Below are 14981 nucleotides of genomic sequence, written 5' to 3'. Positions count from 1 at the left end.
GTCGCCGCGGCTCGGGCCTTCGCCGCCGGGCGCTCGGCCGTGCTGCCACGGCTGCGCGTGCGAGCGCCGTCGGGCCAGTTCCTCGTCGTGCACGCGGCTCCGCTGGCGGGCACGACGGCCGGTGGGCGCGACGTCGTCCTCACCGTCGAGGAGGCATGCCCGCCGGACGTCGTGTCGCTGGTGGCCGCGGCCTTCGGCCTCACCGAGCGCGAGTGCGACATCGTGACCCACGCGCTGCGGGGCGCCGACACGCAGGAGATCGCGCGGAAGCTGTACCTGTCCCCCTACACGGTCCAGGACCACCTCAAGTCGATCTTCGACAAGTCGGGCGTGCGCAGCCGCCGGGAGCTGGTCTCCCGGATCTTCCTCGACCAGTACGCGCCTCGGCTCGGTTCCGCGCTCACCCCCTCCGGGTGGTTCCGGCCCGCCCCTCGCTGACGAGCGCGACCCGGCACCGCGGCGCTCAGCTCCAGGGGACGCCGATCCGCCGTCCGGCCAGCTCGTGCACCTCGACCTCGACGTCGAAGACCTTGCGCAGCAGCTCCGGCGTCATCAGCTCCGACGTCGGGCCCTCGGCGACCAGCTGGCCCTCCCGCATCGCGACGATCCGGTCGGAGTAGCAGGAGGCGACGTTGACGTCGTGGACGACGAGGACGACGGTGCGCTCCAGCTCGTCGGCCATGCCGCGCAGCATCCGCATCATCTGGACGGCGTGCCGCATGTCCAGGTTGTTCAGCGGCTCGTCGAGCAGCACGTGGTCGGTGCCCTGGCACATGACCATCGCGACGTAGGCGCGCTGCCGCTGCCCGCCGGAGAGCTGGTCGAGGTGCCGGTCGGCCAGCGGGCCCAGCTCGAACCAGGCCAGCGCCTCGTCGACCTGGCGGGAGTCCTCGCGCGTGAGCCGACCGCCGGAGTGCGGGAAGCGGCCGAAGGCGACCAGCTCGCGCACGGTCAGCCGCACCGACATCGCGTTCTCCTGGCGCAGCACCGCCAGCCGCCGGGCCAGCACCGGGCCCGGCGTCGTCGCGACGTCCATCCCGTCGACGCGGACCCGGCCGCTGTCGGCCGGCAGCAGCCGGGAGGCCACCGACAGCAGCGTGGACTTGCCCGCGCCGTTGGCGCCGATCAGCGAGGTGATCCCGCCGGTCGGGATGGTCAGCGAGACGTCGTCCAGCACGCGGACGCCGCCGTAGGACTTGGAGACGGACTCGATCTCGATCACTGGCTGTGCTCGCTCACTGGGATGGCCCCCTCACTGACGAGGCTCCCGGATCAGGAGGGCGATGAAGACGATCCCGCCCACGAAGTTGACCATGACGCTGAGGCTGGAGTTGAAGCCGAACAGCTGCTCGAGGACCAGCTGCCCGCCGGCCAGCGCGAGCACCGCCAGCAGCGCGGCCCCCGGCAGCACCCAGGCGTGCCGGTGGGTGCCCAGCAGCTGGCGGGCCAGGTTGGCCACCAGCAGGCCCAGGAAGGTGATCGGCCCGACCAGCGCGGTGGCGACGGCGACGAGCACGGCGACGGCCAGCAGCGCCCGGTCGACCACCCGGCGGTGCTCGACGCCCAGGCCCACGGCGGTGTCCCGGCCCAGGGCGACGACGTCGAGCCGGGGGAGCAGTCGCCAGACGCCGAGGGTGACCAGCGCGACGAGGACGGCGGACAGGGCCAGCATCTGCCGGTCGACGGAGGTGAAGCTGGCGAACAGCAGGTCCTGCAGGGTGAGGAACTCGTTGGGGTCGATCAGCCGGGACACGAGCAGGGTGAGGCTGGTGAACGTCGAGCCGAGCACCACGCCGAGCAGCACCAGCACGTACACGTCGCGCTCGGTGCGGCCGAACAGCGACCGGTAGAGGACGGCGCCGAAGCCGATCAGGACGACGACCTCGACCGCGAAGCGCAGCCGTGGGTCGGTCGTGGTGACGGTGGCGGCCCCGAGGACGAACACCCCGACGGTCTGGATCAGCACGAACAGCCGGTCGAACCCCATGATCTCCGGGGTCAGGATCCGGTTGTTGGTGACCGTCTGGAACAGCACGGTGGAGACCGCGACCGCCACGGCGACGACCGCCATGGCGGCCAGCCGGCGGCCGCGCTGCTGCAGCGCGTAGCCCCAGGAGCCGGTGACGTCGACGGTGAGGTAGGCGGCCACGACGGCCAGGGTGAGGACGCCGAGCACGAGCAGCGTGCGCCGGCGGCGGGTCGCCCGCTGCGGGCCGGTGAGGACGGCCGTCATCACAGCGCCCGGTTCCGCGCGCGCAGCAGCAGCCAGACGAACAGCACACCGCCGACGACCCCGCCGATCATCCCCACCGGGACCTCGTACGGGTACCGGATGGTGCGGGCCAGGACGTCGCAGACCAGCACGAACGCCGCACCGGTCAGCGCGGTCACCGGCAGCACGCGGCGCAGGTTGTCCCCCATCGCCAGGGTGACCAGGTTGGGGACGACGAGGCCGAGGAAGGGGATGGAGCCGACGCTGACCACGATGATCGCGGTGACGATCGAGGAGATGGCCAGGCCCACCATGACGACCCGGGTGTAGGGGACGCCGAGGTTGATCGCGAAGCTCTCGCCCATGCCGGCGACGGAGAACCGGTCGGCCCACAGATAGGCGACCACGGTGGCGGCCAGCACCAGCCAGAGCAGCTCGTAGCGGCCGGCCAGGACGCCGGAGAAGTCGCCGTTCATCCACACGTCCACCGACTGCAGCAGGTCGAAGCGGTAGGCCAGGAACGTCGTCACCGCGCTCACCACGCCGCCGAGCAGGATGCCGACCAGCGGGACCACCACCACGTCGGTGAGGACCAGCCGCTGCAGCAGCCAGACGAAGAAGGCGGTGCCGACCAGGGCGAACGCCACGCCGATCGTCATCTTGCCCAGCACCGACGTCCCGCCGAAGGACAGCGTCGCGACGACGATGCCCAGCCCCACCCACTCCGTCGTCCCGGCGGTCTGCGGGGAGACGAACCGGTTGCGGGTCAGGTGCATCATCACCAGCCCGGCCACGGCCATCGCCGAGCCGGCCAGCAGGATGGCGAGCAGCCGGGGCACCCGGCTGGTCCACAGCACCCGGGCCTGCGCCTCGTCGGGGTCGAGCAGATCGGCCGGTGTCAGGTCGCCGACCCCGACGAACAGGGAGGCGGACGCGGCGAGCGCCAGGGCTCCCAGCGCGACGGCGACGTGCCACCGCTGCACACCGCGGCGGCGCCGCGCCTGCCCGGAGAGGGCGGGTGCGGCGCCGCTGCGTCGTCCGGTCGTGCGCGTCACTCGACCGCTGCGCCGACTTCCTCGACCATCTGCTCGACCGACGGCAGGCCGTTCGGCGCGATGTACCAGACGGACGAGTCGAGGTAGTGGACGTCGTCGTCCGCCCACGCCGTCGTCCCGCGGACCAGCTCGTTGTCGAGCACCTGCTGCGCGGCCGTGCCGGACTGGCCGATCGCGGCGTCCCGGTCGAGGACCAGCAGGATGTCGGGGTCCTTCTCGGCGATGTACTCGAAGGAGATGGCGTCGCCGTGGTCGGCGGCGGTCAGCCCCTCGTCGGTGGGGGTCAGCCCGAGCTCGTCGTACACCAGGCCGAACCGGGTGTCGGGGCCGTAGGCGCTGACCTCGCCGGCGTTGGTCATGACGAAGAGCGCGTCTCCCGCACCCTCCGCGGCCGCCTTCACCTCGGTGACCCGCTGGTCCAGCGCGGCCAGCCGGTCGGCGACGGCGTCCTCCTCGCCGAAGACCTCCGCGAGGGTGGTCACCCGCTCCTCGAAGGAGGCCAGGAAGTCGCCGTTGTCGACGGTCAGGTCGATGGTCGGGGCGATCTCGGCGAGCTCCGGGTACACCGCCGCCGAGCGCCCGCCGACGATGATCAGGTCCGGCTCGAGGGCGTTGACGGCCTCGTAGTCCGGCTCGAACAGCGAGCCGACCTTGGCGTACTCGTCCCCCGAGTACTGCGACAGCGACTGCGGGTAGGTCGCCTCCGGCACGCCGGCCACCTCGACGCCGAGGCTGTCCAGGGTCGACAGGACGCCGACGTCGAAGACGACGACCCGCTGCGGGTCGGCCGGGACGGCGGTCTCGCCCTGCGCGTGGGTCACGGTGAGCTCGGTGGACTCCGAGGCCGCCTCGGCGGTGGTGTCCTCGCTGCCGCCACAGGCGCTGACGGCGAGTGCGGTGGCCACGGTGAGGGAGAAGGCGGCCAGCGGCCGGGCCTGCGTGCGCATCGTGCTCCTGTCGTGCTGAGGTGAGGCTTGGCTAAGTGAGGCGTGCCTAACCTGCCACACCTCCCGTTGCACGTGTCGACCCGGGGTCCCGAGGGGCAGGGAGGGGTCCATGGAGAACCGCACACTGGGACAGCTGACCGTCTCCGCCCAGGGCCTGGGCTGCATGGGGATGAGCGAGTTCTACGGAACCGGCGACCAGGCGGAGGCCGAGCGCACCATCCGGCGGGCGCTCGACCTCGGCGTCACCTTCCTCGACACCGCGGACATGTACGGGCCGTTCACCAACGAGCGGCTGGTCGGCAAGGCCATCGCCGGCCGGCGCGACGAGGTCGTGCTGGCCACCAAGTTCGGCAACGAGCGCGGCGAGGACGGCTCCTTCCGCGGCATCAACGGCACACCGGACTACGTGCGGCGGGCCTGCGACGCCTCGTTGCAGCGGCTCGGCGTCGACGTCCTCGACCTCTACTACCAGCACCGGGTCGACACCACCGTGCCGGTCGAGGACGCCTGGGGCGCGCTGCGCGAGCTCGTCGAGGCGGGGAAGGTCCGGCACGCCGGCATCTCCGAGGCCGCGCCGGAGACCATCCGCCGGGCGCACGCGGTGCAGCCGGTGACCGCCGTCCAGACCGAGTACTCGCTGTGGTCCCGCGACCCCGAGGACGACGGCGTGCTGGCCACCTGCGCCGAGCTCGGCATCGGCTTCGTCGCCTACTCACCGATCGGCCGCGGGTTCCTCTCCGGCCGGATCCGCAGCCTCGACGACCTGGCGCCCGACGACTACCGGCGGAACAGCCCGCGCTTCCAGGGCGGGAACTTCACGAGGAACCTCGAGGTGGTCGACCGGGTCCGCGACATCGCCGACGAGAAGGGCGTGACCGCCACCCAGCTGGCGCTGGCCTGGGTCATGGCGCAGAGCGACCGCGCCGGCCACCCGGGCATCGTGCCGATCCCGGGCACCAAGCGGGTGGCCTACCTGGAGGAGAACGCCGCGGCCGCCGACGTCCGGCTGACCGACGACGACCTGCGCCGGCTCGACGACGCGGCCCCGGCCGGCGCGACGGCGGGCGACCGCTACGCGGACATGTCCACCGTGCACCGCTGAACAGGAGGACCACCCTTCCCCCGCGCCTCGCAGGCGCAGGCGGAGGGCCCCTGAAGGGCGGCCGTTCCAGTACCTCACCAGCTCGCGGCGCGGCCCTGATGGGGAGCCGTGCCCTACGCGGGAGGATGGCGGCCGTGCCCGACACCACCGCCACGGGGTCTCCCCGGTGACGCCCGTGCTGGTGGTCGCGGTGACCGTCACCGCCGCGCTGCTCGCACTGGCCGGGATCGCCTCGACCCTCGCCGGACGGCGGATCGGCCTGCTGCACCTGTGGGGCGCGGCGCTGCTGGAGGTCCTGCTGCTGGTCCAGGCGGTGCTCGCCGTCGTCCTGCTGGTCCGCGGTGACCGCCCGGCCGACACCCCGACGTTCCTCGGCTACCTGGCCGGCATCGTGCTGCTGCCGGTCGCGGGGACGCTGTGGGCGCGGTCCGAGCCGACCCGGTGGGCGGGCACCGTGCTCGCCGTGGCCGCCGGGACCGTCGGCGTCATGGCCTGGCGGCTGCAGCAGCTCTGGGAGGCGACGGGTGGCTGAGGCGACGGGGGACCGGCCGGCGGGGGAGCAGCCCGCGGCCGCCGGCGGGGCCGGACGGGTGCTCGTCGCCGTCTACGGCGTCTTCGCCCTGGCCGCCGGCGCGCGGGCCGCCGTCCAGCTCTCGACCCGCTTCGCCGAGGCACCGGTCGCCTACCTGCTCTCCGCGCTCGCCGCCGCCGTCTACCTCGTCGCCACCGTGGCCCTGGCCCGCGGCGGGCGCCGCACCGCGCTGGTCGCGATCACCGTCGAGCTCGTCGGCGTCCTCGTCGTCGGCACGCTGTCGCTGCTGGACCCGGCCGCGTTCCCCGACGAGACGGTGTGGTCGGCGTACGGCCGCGGATACGCGTTCATCCCGCTGGTGCTGCCGGTCGCCGGCCTGCTGTGGCTGCGCCGGCACCACCAGCGGACCCTCCGGCCCTGACGGCGAGAACCCGTCAGCGCGAGGCCCGCCTGCCGGCCGGGCGTGCGGTTGGCGCGCCCCTCCGAGGACCGCGACCGGACGGGTCTCGCGGGACGGCTCCCAGGCAGCACCGGACCACCTACTGGAGTCCCGTCCCCCGCTGGGCCGAGCCCGTTGACGGATCGTCAGGCGGCACCTCGCTCCCGCCCTCGCGTGCCGGCAGCCGCTCGGCCAGCTGACGCATGCCTTCCTTGATCACCTGCGCATACCCGTCATCGCCCAGTGCGCCGATCGTGGCCTGCGCCTGCTGGAGCTGCTCACGGGCGCGGTCGAGATCGCCCAGCTTGCGGTGGCACTCGCTCAGGTTCAGGTGCAACGACGGGTACAAGCCGGCCACCGAGATCGTCAGCCCGGCCCGCGTCAGCCGTGCATCGGTCAGCAGGTCGGCAGCCGCCAGGGCTCGCTGGTCCCAGACCAACTCCTGGTGTACGTCGTCCTGCACGTCGGCCATCGCGTGCGCGAGCGTGCACGTGTGCAGGGGATCCCCGTGCTCGCCGCCGATCTCGTCCCAGATCTCGGCGAACAGCACACGAGCGGCATCTCGCTCGCCCTGGTGGCTCAGCTGCACCGCCTGGCCGATCCGGATGAGCGTCTCGTCCGTGATCATCGGCGGTGCCTTCCGGCTCGTCCTGCGGGATCGACCGTATCGACGCCGGAGCACGGCTGCGCCCCACCGACGTCCCGCACCGGAGACCCCCTACGGCGACCTCTGAGCGGCCCTGGCCGCAGCCTCGACGTCCCGCACGGGATCGGCTGTCGACGAGGGTGCCAGCCGCGGACATGGCGGACGAGCTATCCGCTTGGAGCGAGCTGCACTCCGGCTGCCAGTGCCCCAGCTCGGAGTCGTTGGTCCCACACAGCGAAGAGGGTGTCCGTGGTACCGACGGCGAGCAGGCTGGCGAGGTGTACGGCGTCGGCACCCCTCAACGCGTGCCGGCCGGCCAGATCCCCGGCGTGAGCGGTCACGAACCCGGTCAGCTCGACCGCCCGGGTCGCCGCCCAGTAGTCCTCCCACACCGCTTCGGCACGATGCTGGTCAGCCGGGTCCAGCCGATGAGCGCGCCCGGCGGCAGCCAGCGCGGCACACACCTCGGGATAGGCGAGTCTGCTCGACGCCGCGGCATCGCATCCGTCCCACAGCGCGGCGGCGAGGTCGCTGCCGTCCTCCTCGACGACCAGCTTGACGGAGGCGCTGCTGTCGAAGCACAGGACGGCCACGTCCGTCAGTCGCGCTGCTCGGTCACCAGATCAGCCACGGGGCCCCTCGCGCGCACCCGTGGCGCACCGCGCGCGAGGGGCCGATCCGCGCGGTCCGGTCTGTTGAGCACGCCGCGCTGCACGAGTTGGTCGAGCAACGGTGCCGCATCGATCGACAGCAACCGTGCCACCGGAGTGCCCCGGTCGGTGATGACGACCTCCTCGCCGCTCCGCGCCCGCTCGATCCAGCGGGACAGCTCCGCGCGCAGGGCGCTGATCGCCACATCCATGATCGACCTGTACAACTCGACGGCAGTGACTTGCACGCTGACGGCAGGATCGTCGCCGCGTCCCTGCGCTGGTCCGGTCGACGGGACCGGCAGTCGGCGCTAGAACTCCCCGCCCCCGAAGTCACCGCCGAAGTCACCGCCCGGGTCGGCGCCGCCGGCGAAGTCACCGCCCGGGTCGCCGCCGGCGTCCTCGTAGCCCTGGGCGTAGGCCTCCTCGTCCCCGCCGCCGAACAGGCCGCCGTCCCCGAGCCCGGTGTCGAACAGCGCATCGGCGACCGCCGTCCCGACCACCAGGCCGCCGACCGTGCCGAGCAGGCTGGCGCCCACCATGCTGCCGAACCCGGGTCCGCTGCGGCCGTAGCCGCCGCCGTACCCACCCCCGTAGCCGCCGGGGCCGGGGCCGAAGGCCCGCTCCAGCGTGCCGGGCCGGCGCACCTCCGCACGCGTGGCCGCGCGGGCGAGGGAACGGGGGTCGTCGGAGCGTGGTCGCTCAGAGGAGGGCACCGCGGCGGCGAGCTGGACCAGCACCTCCTGCCGCTGCTGCGGCGTGAGCTGGGCGAACGCCTCGGCGTGCGCCTCCTCGATCTGGTCCGGCGGCGCGGTGCGGAGCAGGTAGCGGTAGCGCTCGACCGCCTGCTGGTCGGTGGACGCACCGGCCCGCGCTCCGCCGGTCTGGACGGGCGGCGGCTCGTAGCCGCCGTACTGCGGCGCGGCCTGGTACCCGTCGTACCCCTGCTGGTACTCGTGGTCGGAGCCGGATCGACGGCGGCCGAACAGCCGGTCGAGCAGTCCCATGGCGATCGTCTCCCTCCGGTCGGGGAACGGCGTACCCCTCCGGAGGGGTTCCCGCCGGGCCGCCGCCACACACCTCGCGCAGCCCGACCGCAGGTCAGACGGGCGACCCGTGGTGGTCGGGCGCGAGGCCGCGTGGTTACTGTCCTTCCCGTGCCGGCCGAGCGGGACCGACCGCGGGATCTGTCCCCCGTCCAGCGTCCCGACGGCGTCGTGGGCCGCGAGGAGGCCGGCGTTCTCAGCGCCGCCACCGCCGTGCTCTCCGAGCGCGCCGGCTCCGGCACCACGTCGACCGCGCTGCCCGGCGTGCTGGCCGACGTCCCGGTGGCCGTGCTGGTCATCGACCGCAGTGCCGGGGCCGTGACCTACGCCAACACCGCCGCGGTGGAGCTCGCCGGGAACGTCCGCCTCCCCGTCGACATCGACACGTGGGGCGCCTCGGTCGGCCTCACCGACCTGGGCGGACAGCCCCTGGCCAGCACGTCCGGCCCGCTGTCGCTGGTCGCCCAGGGCCTGCCGGTCACCGGCGAGGCGGTGCGGATGGCGCCCGGTCAGGGTCGTGACGGCCTGCCCGCCCAGGACCCCGGCGCCCGGCGCGACCAGCTGCTCTGGGTCACCGGCTTCCCGCTGTCCCGGCCCGACGGCGACGAGCACCTGTCCCTGGTCGTCTTCCTCGAGGTGGAGAGCGACGGGTCCGATCCGGCCGGGGACCAGCTCCAGGCGCTGCGCGAACGGGCGGTCGTCGCCACCGACATCGCCTTCACCATCACCGACCCCCGCCGACCGGACGACCCACTGGTCTGGGTCAACCCCTCCTTCAGCCGCATCACCGGCTACTCCCCCGAGGAGGCGGTGGGCCGGAACTGCCGCTTCCTGCAGGGCCTGGCCACCGACCCCGCGACCGTCGCGGAGATCCGCGCCGCGCTGGAGGCGCAGCAGGCGATCACCACGGTCCTGCTCAACCACCGCAAGGACGGAACCGCCTTCTGGAACCAGCTGTCGATCAGCCCGGTCTTCGACGGCGAGGGCGAGCTGGTCAGCTTCGTCGGCGTGCAGACCGACGTCACCGAGCGGGTGCGGGTCGAGCACGAGCGGGAGGCGGCGTTCGCCGCCGAGCAGACCGCCCGGCAGGAGGCCGAGCTGGCCCGGGCGGCCGCCGAGCAGGCTCGGGTCGACGCCGAGCGGGCCCGCGCGGACGCCGAGCGCATGCAGGGCCGCCTCGCGCTGATGGCCGAGGCGACGAGCACGCTGATCGCCACGCTCGACCTCACCGACGTCCTCGACCGGCTGGCCCGGCTGTGCGTGCCCCTGCTCGCCGACTGGGTGTTCATCACCCTGGCCGACGACACCGGAGCCGTCCGCGAGACCGCCTCCCGCCACCGCGACGGCTTCGCCGACGAGCTGCGGCTGCTGGCCACCCAGCACGTCGGGCACCTGCCGGAGGCCTCCCCGACCCGGCGCAGCATCGCCGCGTCGCGGCCGGTGCTGGTCCAGCACGCCGGGGAGGGGCTGGACCAGCTGATCACGTCCGCAGCGGCCCGCGAGGCGGCCGAGCGGCTGGGGACGGGGTCGCTGCTCGCCGTGCCGATGGTCGCCCGCCGGCGCACCCGCGGCGCCATCCTGCTGGGGCGCCGCGACACCGAGCGCCCCTTCGACCAGGAGGACGTCGACCTCGCCGAGGACCTCGCCCGCCGCGCCGCCCTGGCGATGGACAACGTGCGCCTCTACCAGCAGGAGCACACCGTCGCCGACACGCTGCAGCGGTCGCTGCTGCCGGAGCTGCCGGTGATCGCCGGGGTGGACTCGGCCGCGCACTACGTCAGCGCCTCGACGGCCGCCGACGTGGGCGGTGACTTCTACGACCTGCTGCACCTGCCCGACGGCTCGATCGGCGTGGTGATCGGCGACGTCGTCGGCCACGACGTCGCGGCCGCGGCGGCGATGGGGCACCTGCGCGGGCTCATCCGGGCGTGCGCCTGGGAGGCCCCCGACCCCGACCCCGCCGCCGTCCTCGCGCGGGTGGACCGGCTGGTGCAGGGGCTGGGTGTGGCCTCGATGGCCACGATGGTCTACGCGCGGGCGGTGCCCCCGGCGGAGGACGGCGCACCGTGGCGGGTGCACCTGGCCAGCGCCGGCCACCCGCCGCCGCTGCTGCGCACGCCCGACGGGGAGGTGCAGCTGCTCGACGGGGTGACCGGCCTGCTGATCGGCGTCGACGGCACCCTGCCCCGGCGGTCGACGGCGATCGACCTGCCCCGCGGCGGCACGCTGCTGGCCTACACCGACGGCCTCATCGAGCGCCCCGGCACCGACCTCGACGAGGGCATCGCCGAGCTGGTCGAGCGCCTGGTCGCCGCCCCGGCCGGCGCCGGCCCCCGGCAGCTCTGCGACGCCGCGGTCGCCGGTTCCCTCGACGGGCGGGACGACGTCGCGCTGATCGCCGTCCGCTTCTGCTAGCCCTCCGCCGCGCGCGTCTCCAGCAGGCCGTAGGCGCCGCGGTGGAACAGCAGCGGCCGCCGTCCCGGGTCGGCGCCCAGGTCCAGCACCCGGGCCGCGACGAGGGTGTGGTCGCCGCCGTCGTACTCCGCCCACAGCTCGCAGTCGATCCAGGCGACGACGTCGTCGAGCACCGGCTGGCCCGACGGGCTGGGCCGCCACGACACCCCGGCGAACTTGTCGGCCGCGGAGCGGGCGAACCGGGCCGACAGCTCCACCTGGTCCTCGGCGAGCACGTTGACGCAGAAGCGGCCGATCGCGCGCAGCCGCGGCCAGGTGCGGGACGTGCGTGCGGGCGAGATGACGACCAGCGGCGGGTCCAGCGACAGCGAGCTGAACGACTGGCAGGTGAAGCCGATCGGCCCCTCCTCGCCCTGGGCGGTCACCACGGTGACGCCGGAGGCGAAGTGGCCGAGGACGTCGCGCATGGTGCGGGGATCGACCGCCCCCCTCCCGGACGGCGGCTGGTTCATGACGTCCAGCCAACCACGGGGGCGCTCGTCACCGGGCCGGGTCCTCGGGTCAGGCTCCGCCCCCGGTACGCCGCTCGTCGGCCAGGCCGCCGCACGCCGTCGGCCCGGTCGCTTCCTGCGGTGCTCCCGGCGGCGTCACCCGACGGGAGCCGGGCGGGGCACCGAGCTTCCGCCCGCCCGGTACAGCGAGCTGGGCAGCGGGCGACCCACGGCCTGCTCGGTGACCCGGGCGGCGTCGAGGACGGCGTCGAGGTCGATCCCGGTGCGCACGCCGGACTCCTCGAGCATGTAGACCAGCTCCTCGGTGGCGATGTTGCCGCTGGCGCCCGGCGCGAACGGGCAGCCGCCCAGGCCGCCCACCGACGAGTCCAGCTGGGTCACCCCAGCCTGGACGGCGGCCAGCGCGTTGGCCTGCCCGGTGCCGCGGGTGTCGTGGAAGTGGACGCCGACCTCGACGCCGGGACAGGCCCGGCGGACGGCGTCGAGCAGCTGCACCACCCGCATCGGGGTGGTCGTGCCGATGGTGTCGCCCAGGCACAGCCGGTCGGCGCCGGCGGTGACCGCGGCGCGGGCCACGTCCACGGTGCGGGGGATCGGCGTGCGGCCGTCGAAGGGGCAGTCCCACGCGGTGGCGACCACCACCTCCAGCGACCCGCCGGCGCCGTGGGCCAGGGCGGCGATCTCGCCGACCGCCGCGACGGCCTCGGCGGTGGAGCGGCCGGCGTTGGCCCGGCTGTGCCCGTCGGAGGCGGAGACGACGTACTCGAGGTGGGCGACCCCGGCGTCCACCGCGCGGGTGGCACCCCGGGCGTTGGCGACCAGGGCGGAGAAGTGCACGCCCTCGAAGGAGGGGAGCTCGGCGGCCAGCTGGTCGGCGTCGGCCAGAGCCGGGACCGCCTTGGGGGAGACGAAGGAGGTCACCTCGATCCGGCGGACGCCGGTGGCCACCAGCGCCTCCAGCATCGCCAGCTTGCCCTCCAGCGGCACCGGCGCCTCCAGCTGCAGGCCGTCGCGCATGCCGACCTCACGGACGTCCACGGTCGCGGGCAGCACCAGGTCGAACTCGTTCACGGGACCTCCTCGGTCGATCACGTGCCATCCTGCCCCGGCGTCGCGTTCCACGTGGAACGACTCGGACACTCCGAGCCCAGAACTGCGGAAACGGGACTCGTCGGCGCAGGATGACCGGCACGGAGGTGGGATGTGACGAACGCGGCGGACGCGCTGCCCCCGGCGGATCGCCGGAGCGCGTTCGCCAACGCGCCCATGGGGATCGCGCTCGCCACCCCGGCCGGTCTCATCGTCGACGCCAACCCGGCACTGGCGGCGATGCTCGCGTACACCGCCGAGGAGCTCTACGGCCGCTCGATGCTCGGCCTCGTCCACCCCGACAACCGCCCGGCCGCGACCGAGGCGTTCGCCGAGCTCCTCGAGAAGCGCAGGATGATGCGGCACGAGACCCGGCTGGTGCGGGCGGACGGCAGCGTGGTGCCGGTGCAGGTCACCTCGTCCTGGGTGGACGCGACTCCCGACGGCGACCTGCCGCACGTCGTCGCGATCGTCGAGGACATCACCGACCGCAAGGCCTTGGAGGCCGCGCTGGTCCACCGTTCCCTGCACGACCCGCTGACCGGGTTGCCCAACCGGATCCTGTTCAACGACCGGCTGCACCACGCCCTGGAGCGCGGCCGCCGGGAGCGGACGCCGACCAGCCTGCTGGGCATCGACCTCGACGGCTTCAAGCAGATCAACGACCAGTACGGCCACCCGGTGGGGGACGAGGTGCTCGTCGCCGTCGCCGAGCGGCTGACCTCGGTGCTGCGGGCCAGCGACACCGCGGCCCGCGTCGGCGGGGACGAGTTCAGCATCGTCTGCGAGAACAGCGGGCGGGCCGACGCCGAGGCGCTCGCCGCCCGGCTGCGGGACCGGGTGAGCGAGCCGCTGCGCCTGCCCAGCGGGCTGACCCTCCCGCTGACGGTCAGCATCGGGATCGGCACGGCCGAGGGCGACGACCACCCCGAGCGGGCGTTCGAGGCGCTCGTGCGGGAGGCCGACGACGCGATGTACGTCGACAAGGCCCGCTGGCAGGACTGACGAAGGCCCTCCTACCCCCTGGGAAGGACCTCCCTGCCCCCCACCACTCGCAGGCTCGCGCCAGGCCCCGTCCAGAGGCTCGCCGCGAGCTTGCGAGCGGTGAGGGGGACGGGGTCCTCCTGCCTGCAGGGGGCCGTCAGGGCTCGCGGCGGGACCCTGCAGGAGGGCCGTTCCAGCGGGTCACGACGTCGGCGAAGGCGGCTGCGGCCTGCTCGACCTCGGCGACCTCCACGTACTCGTCGACGGCGTGCATCACCGCGGGGGTGCCGGGACCCCACACCACGATCGGCGCGCCGCCCACCACCTGCACGAGCACCGAGGCGTCGGTGAAGTAGGTGGCCGGGGTGGGAAGAGCCGGCGCGGGCAGCGAGGCCACCCACGGGTCGTCGGCGGGGGTGCCGACCGGCGGCAGGTCCACCCGCACCTCGACGTCGGCCACCTCCGGCTGCGCCCGCCACCAGGCGAGCAGGTCGGCGCCGTCGGCCACGGTGCGCATGTCGACGACCACCTCGGCGCGGTCGGGGACGACGTTGGGCACGGTGCCGCCGGTGACGACGCCGGGGTTCCAGGTCTCCGTGCCGAGGAAGGCGTCGCTGCGCAGCGGGAGCGCCCCGCCGGCCCGGCCGAGGACGGCGGCCAGGTCGAGGACGGCGTTGTGCCCGCGCTCGGGCGTGCTGCCGTGCGCGGCACGGCCCGCGGTGCGGACGGCCAGCCACAGCGCACCCTTGTGGCCGAGGACCACCTGGTTGCCGGTCGCCTCGGGGACGATCACCGCCCCCACCGGCAGCTCGGCGACCGCCGCGGCCGCGGCGGCGGCGCCCTGCGAGCCGATCTCCTCGTCGCTGGTGAGCAGCAGCGCCAGGGGTGTTCCGGGGTCCGCCGTGGCGAGTGCGGCCACGGCGGCGACCACGCCGGCCTTCATGTCACTGCCCCCGCGGCCCCACACCCGCCCCTCCTCGAGCTCCGCGCCGAACGGGTCGCGCTGCCAGGCGGCGGGGTCGGCCGCCGGGACGGTGTCGACGTGGCAGGCGAGCAGCAGCTGCCGGCGCCCGGGATCGGCCGGGGTCCGCAGCAGGGTCCAGGGGTGGTCCCGGTCGCGCCCCTCGGTCACCTGCAGGTGAGGGGCGGAGCTCCGCAGCACGTCGGTCAGCGTGCCGAGCACGTCGCGCTGGGCGGCGGCATCGCCGGACACCGTCGTCCGGCCCACCAGTTCGCGCACCAGTGCGACCACGTCGAGGACAGGAGCCGTCATGCCCCGATCCTGCACCCGCGGCCCCGGGACGGCGCGGTGCACAGGCAGCGGCTCAGCGCAGGCCGGGCACGGCACCTGG

General features: G+C 74.3%; 17 protein-coding genes. 6 read left to right on the top strand and 11 right to left on the bottom strand.

From position 1 onward, the window contains the following. Nucleotides 1-438, top strand: a 438-nt coding sequence (locus BUB17_RS24175) for a response regulator transcription factor (RefSeq protein WP_141243186.1), incomplete at its 5' end; no start/stop codon positions are given. A 25-nt stretch (nt 439-463) separates the two neighbouring features. On the opposite strand, the gene BUB17_RS24170 is transcribed toward BUB17_RS24175, so the two are convergent. The 4 genes from BUB17_RS24170 to BUB17_RS24155 are packed head-to-tail and all read right to left on the bottom strand — an operon-like array spanning nt 464 to nt 4214. Beyond that, complete coding sequence (locus tag BUB17_RS24170; protein ID WP_072921226.1) at nt 464-1222, bottom strand: iron ABC transporter ATP-binding protein; 759 nt, start codon at nt 1220-1222, stop codon at nt 464-466. A gap of 30 nt (nt 1223-1252) precedes the next feature. Next, nucleotides 1253-2233 (bottom strand): iron chelate uptake ABC transporter family permease subunit, encoded by a 981-nt coding sequence (locus tag BUB17_RS24165; RefSeq protein ID WP_072921229.1) that lies wholly within the window; start codon nt 2231-2233, stop codon nt 1253-1255. Next, nucleotides 2233-3267 carry an ABC transporter permease gene (locus BUB17_RS24160; RefSeq protein WP_072921224.1) on the bottom strand — a complete coding sequence of 345 codons (1035 nt, stop codon included), beginning with the start codon at nt 3265-3267 and terminating at the stop codon, nt 2233-2235. The genes BUB17_RS24165 and BUB17_RS24160 overlap by 1 nt, the downstream gene beginning before the upstream one ends. Beyond that, the gene (locus tag BUB17_RS24155) at nt 3264-4214 is read right to left on the bottom strand and encodes a siderophore ABC transporter substrate-binding protein (RefSeq protein ID WP_072921222.1); all 951 of its coding nucleotides are present in this window, start codon (nt 4212-4214) and stop codon (nt 3264-3266) included. The genes BUB17_RS24160 and BUB17_RS24155 overlap by 4 nt, the downstream gene beginning before the upstream one ends. Before the next feature lie 109 nt (nt 4215-4323). Here BUB17_RS24155 and BUB17_RS24150 point away from each other — a divergent pair, with 109 nt between their 5' ends. The 3 genes from BUB17_RS24150 (at nt 4324) to BUB17_RS24140 (ending at nt 6269) form a co-directional block, all read left to right on the top strand. Continuing rightward, nucleotides 4324-5316, top strand: coding sequence for an aldo/keto reductase (locus tag BUB17_RS24150; protein WP_072921221.1), 993 nt, complete (start codon nt 4324-4326; stop codon nt 5314-5316). Nucleotides 5317-5482: 166 nt separating this feature from the next. Continuing rightward, nucleotides 5483-5848 (top strand): hypothetical protein, encoded by a 366-nt coding sequence (locus tag BUB17_RS26415; RefSeq protein ID WP_072921218.1) that lies wholly within the window; start codon nt 5483-5485, stop codon nt 5846-5848. Further along, nucleotides 5841-6269 (top strand): hypothetical protein, encoded by a 429-nt coding sequence (locus tag BUB17_RS24140; protein WP_072921216.1) that lies wholly within the window; start codon nt 5841-5843, stop codon nt 6267-6269. Before BUB17_RS26415 ends, BUB17_RS24140 begins: the two co-directional genes overlap by 8 nt. Nucleotides 6270-6387: 118 nt before the next feature. On the opposite strand, the gene BUB17_RS24135 is transcribed toward BUB17_RS24140, so the two are convergent. The 4 genes from BUB17_RS24135 to BUB17_RS24120 all read right to left on the bottom strand — a co-directional run bounded on the left by BUB17_RS24135 (nt 6388) and on the right by BUB17_RS24120 (nt 8590). Then, nucleotides 6388-6915, bottom strand: coding sequence for a hypothetical protein (locus tag BUB17_RS24135; RefSeq protein WP_072921214.1), 528 nt, complete (start codon nt 6913-6915; stop codon nt 6388-6390). A 185-nt stretch (nt 6916-7100) separates the two neighbouring features. Continuing rightward, entirely contained in the window at nt 7101-7526 is a 426-nt protein-coding gene (locus BUB17_RS24130) for a type II toxin-antitoxin system VapC family toxin (RefSeq protein ID WP_072921212.1), read from the bottom strand. Between the two features lie 5 nt (nt 7527-7531). Then, nucleotides 7532-7795: a type II toxin-antitoxin system Phd/YefM family antitoxin gene (locus BUB17_RS24125; RefSeq protein ID WP_208983640.1), complete on the bottom strand. Its 264-nt coding sequence runs from the start codon at nt 7793-7795 to the stop codon at nt 7532-7534. A gap of 99 nt (nt 7796-7894) precedes the next feature. Further along, nucleotides 7895-8590 (bottom strand): hypothetical protein, encoded by a 696-nt coding sequence (locus tag BUB17_RS24120; RefSeq protein ID WP_072921209.1) that lies wholly within the window; start codon nt 8588-8590, stop codon nt 7895-7897. A gap of 150 nt (nt 8591-8740) precedes the next feature. Between BUB17_RS24120 and BUB17_RS24115 the strand changes: the two genes are divergently transcribed. Then, entirely contained in the window at nt 8741-11044 is a 2304-nt protein-coding gene (locus tag BUB17_RS24115) for a SpoIIE family protein phosphatase (protein WP_244277466.1), read from the top strand. Here the strand turns inward: BUB17_RS24115 and BUB17_RS24110 are convergent. Further along, nucleotides 11041-11556 carry a flavin reductase family protein gene (locus BUB17_RS24110; protein ID WP_072921205.1) on the bottom strand — a complete coding sequence of 172 codons (516 nt, stop codon included), beginning with the start codon at nt 11554-11556 and terminating at the stop codon, nt 11041-11043. The two genes, BUB17_RS24115 and BUB17_RS24110, sit on opposite strands and share 4 nt — an antisense overlap. Nucleotides 11557-11691: 135 nt before the next feature. Next, nucleotides 11692-12627, bottom strand: coding sequence for a hydroxymethylglutaryl-CoA lyase (locus BUB17_RS24105; protein WP_072921193.1), 936 nt, complete (start codon nt 12625-12627; stop codon nt 11692-11694). Between the two features lie 132 nt (nt 12628-12759). Here BUB17_RS24105 and BUB17_RS24100 point away from each other — a divergent pair, with 132 nt between their 5' ends. Continuing rightward, nucleotides 12760-13650 carry a diguanylate cyclase domain-containing protein gene (locus tag BUB17_RS24100; protein ID WP_072921191.1) on the top strand — a complete coding sequence of 297 codons (891 nt, stop codon included), beginning with the start codon at nt 12760-12762 and terminating at the stop codon, nt 13648-13650. Nucleotides 13651-13786: 136 nt separating this feature from the next. Here the strand turns inward: BUB17_RS24100 and BUB17_RS24095 are convergent, their stop codons facing one another. Continuing rightward, nucleotides 13787-14902 (bottom strand): M20 family metallopeptidase, encoded by a 1116-nt coding sequence (locus tag BUB17_RS24095; protein ID WP_072921189.1) that lies wholly within the window; start codon nt 14900-14902, stop codon nt 13787-13789. Between the last annotated feature and the right edge of the window lie 79 nt (nt 14903-14981).

The organism is Geodermatophilus obscurus (assembly GCF_900143215.1).
GTDB classification, from domain to species: domain Bacteria; phylum Actinomycetota; class Actinomycetes; order Mycobacteriales; family Geodermatophilaceae; genus Geodermatophilus; species Geodermatophilus obscurus_A.
Note: the sequence above shows the minus strand (reverse complement) of the source record. Positions and strands in the feature narration are given on the sequence as shown.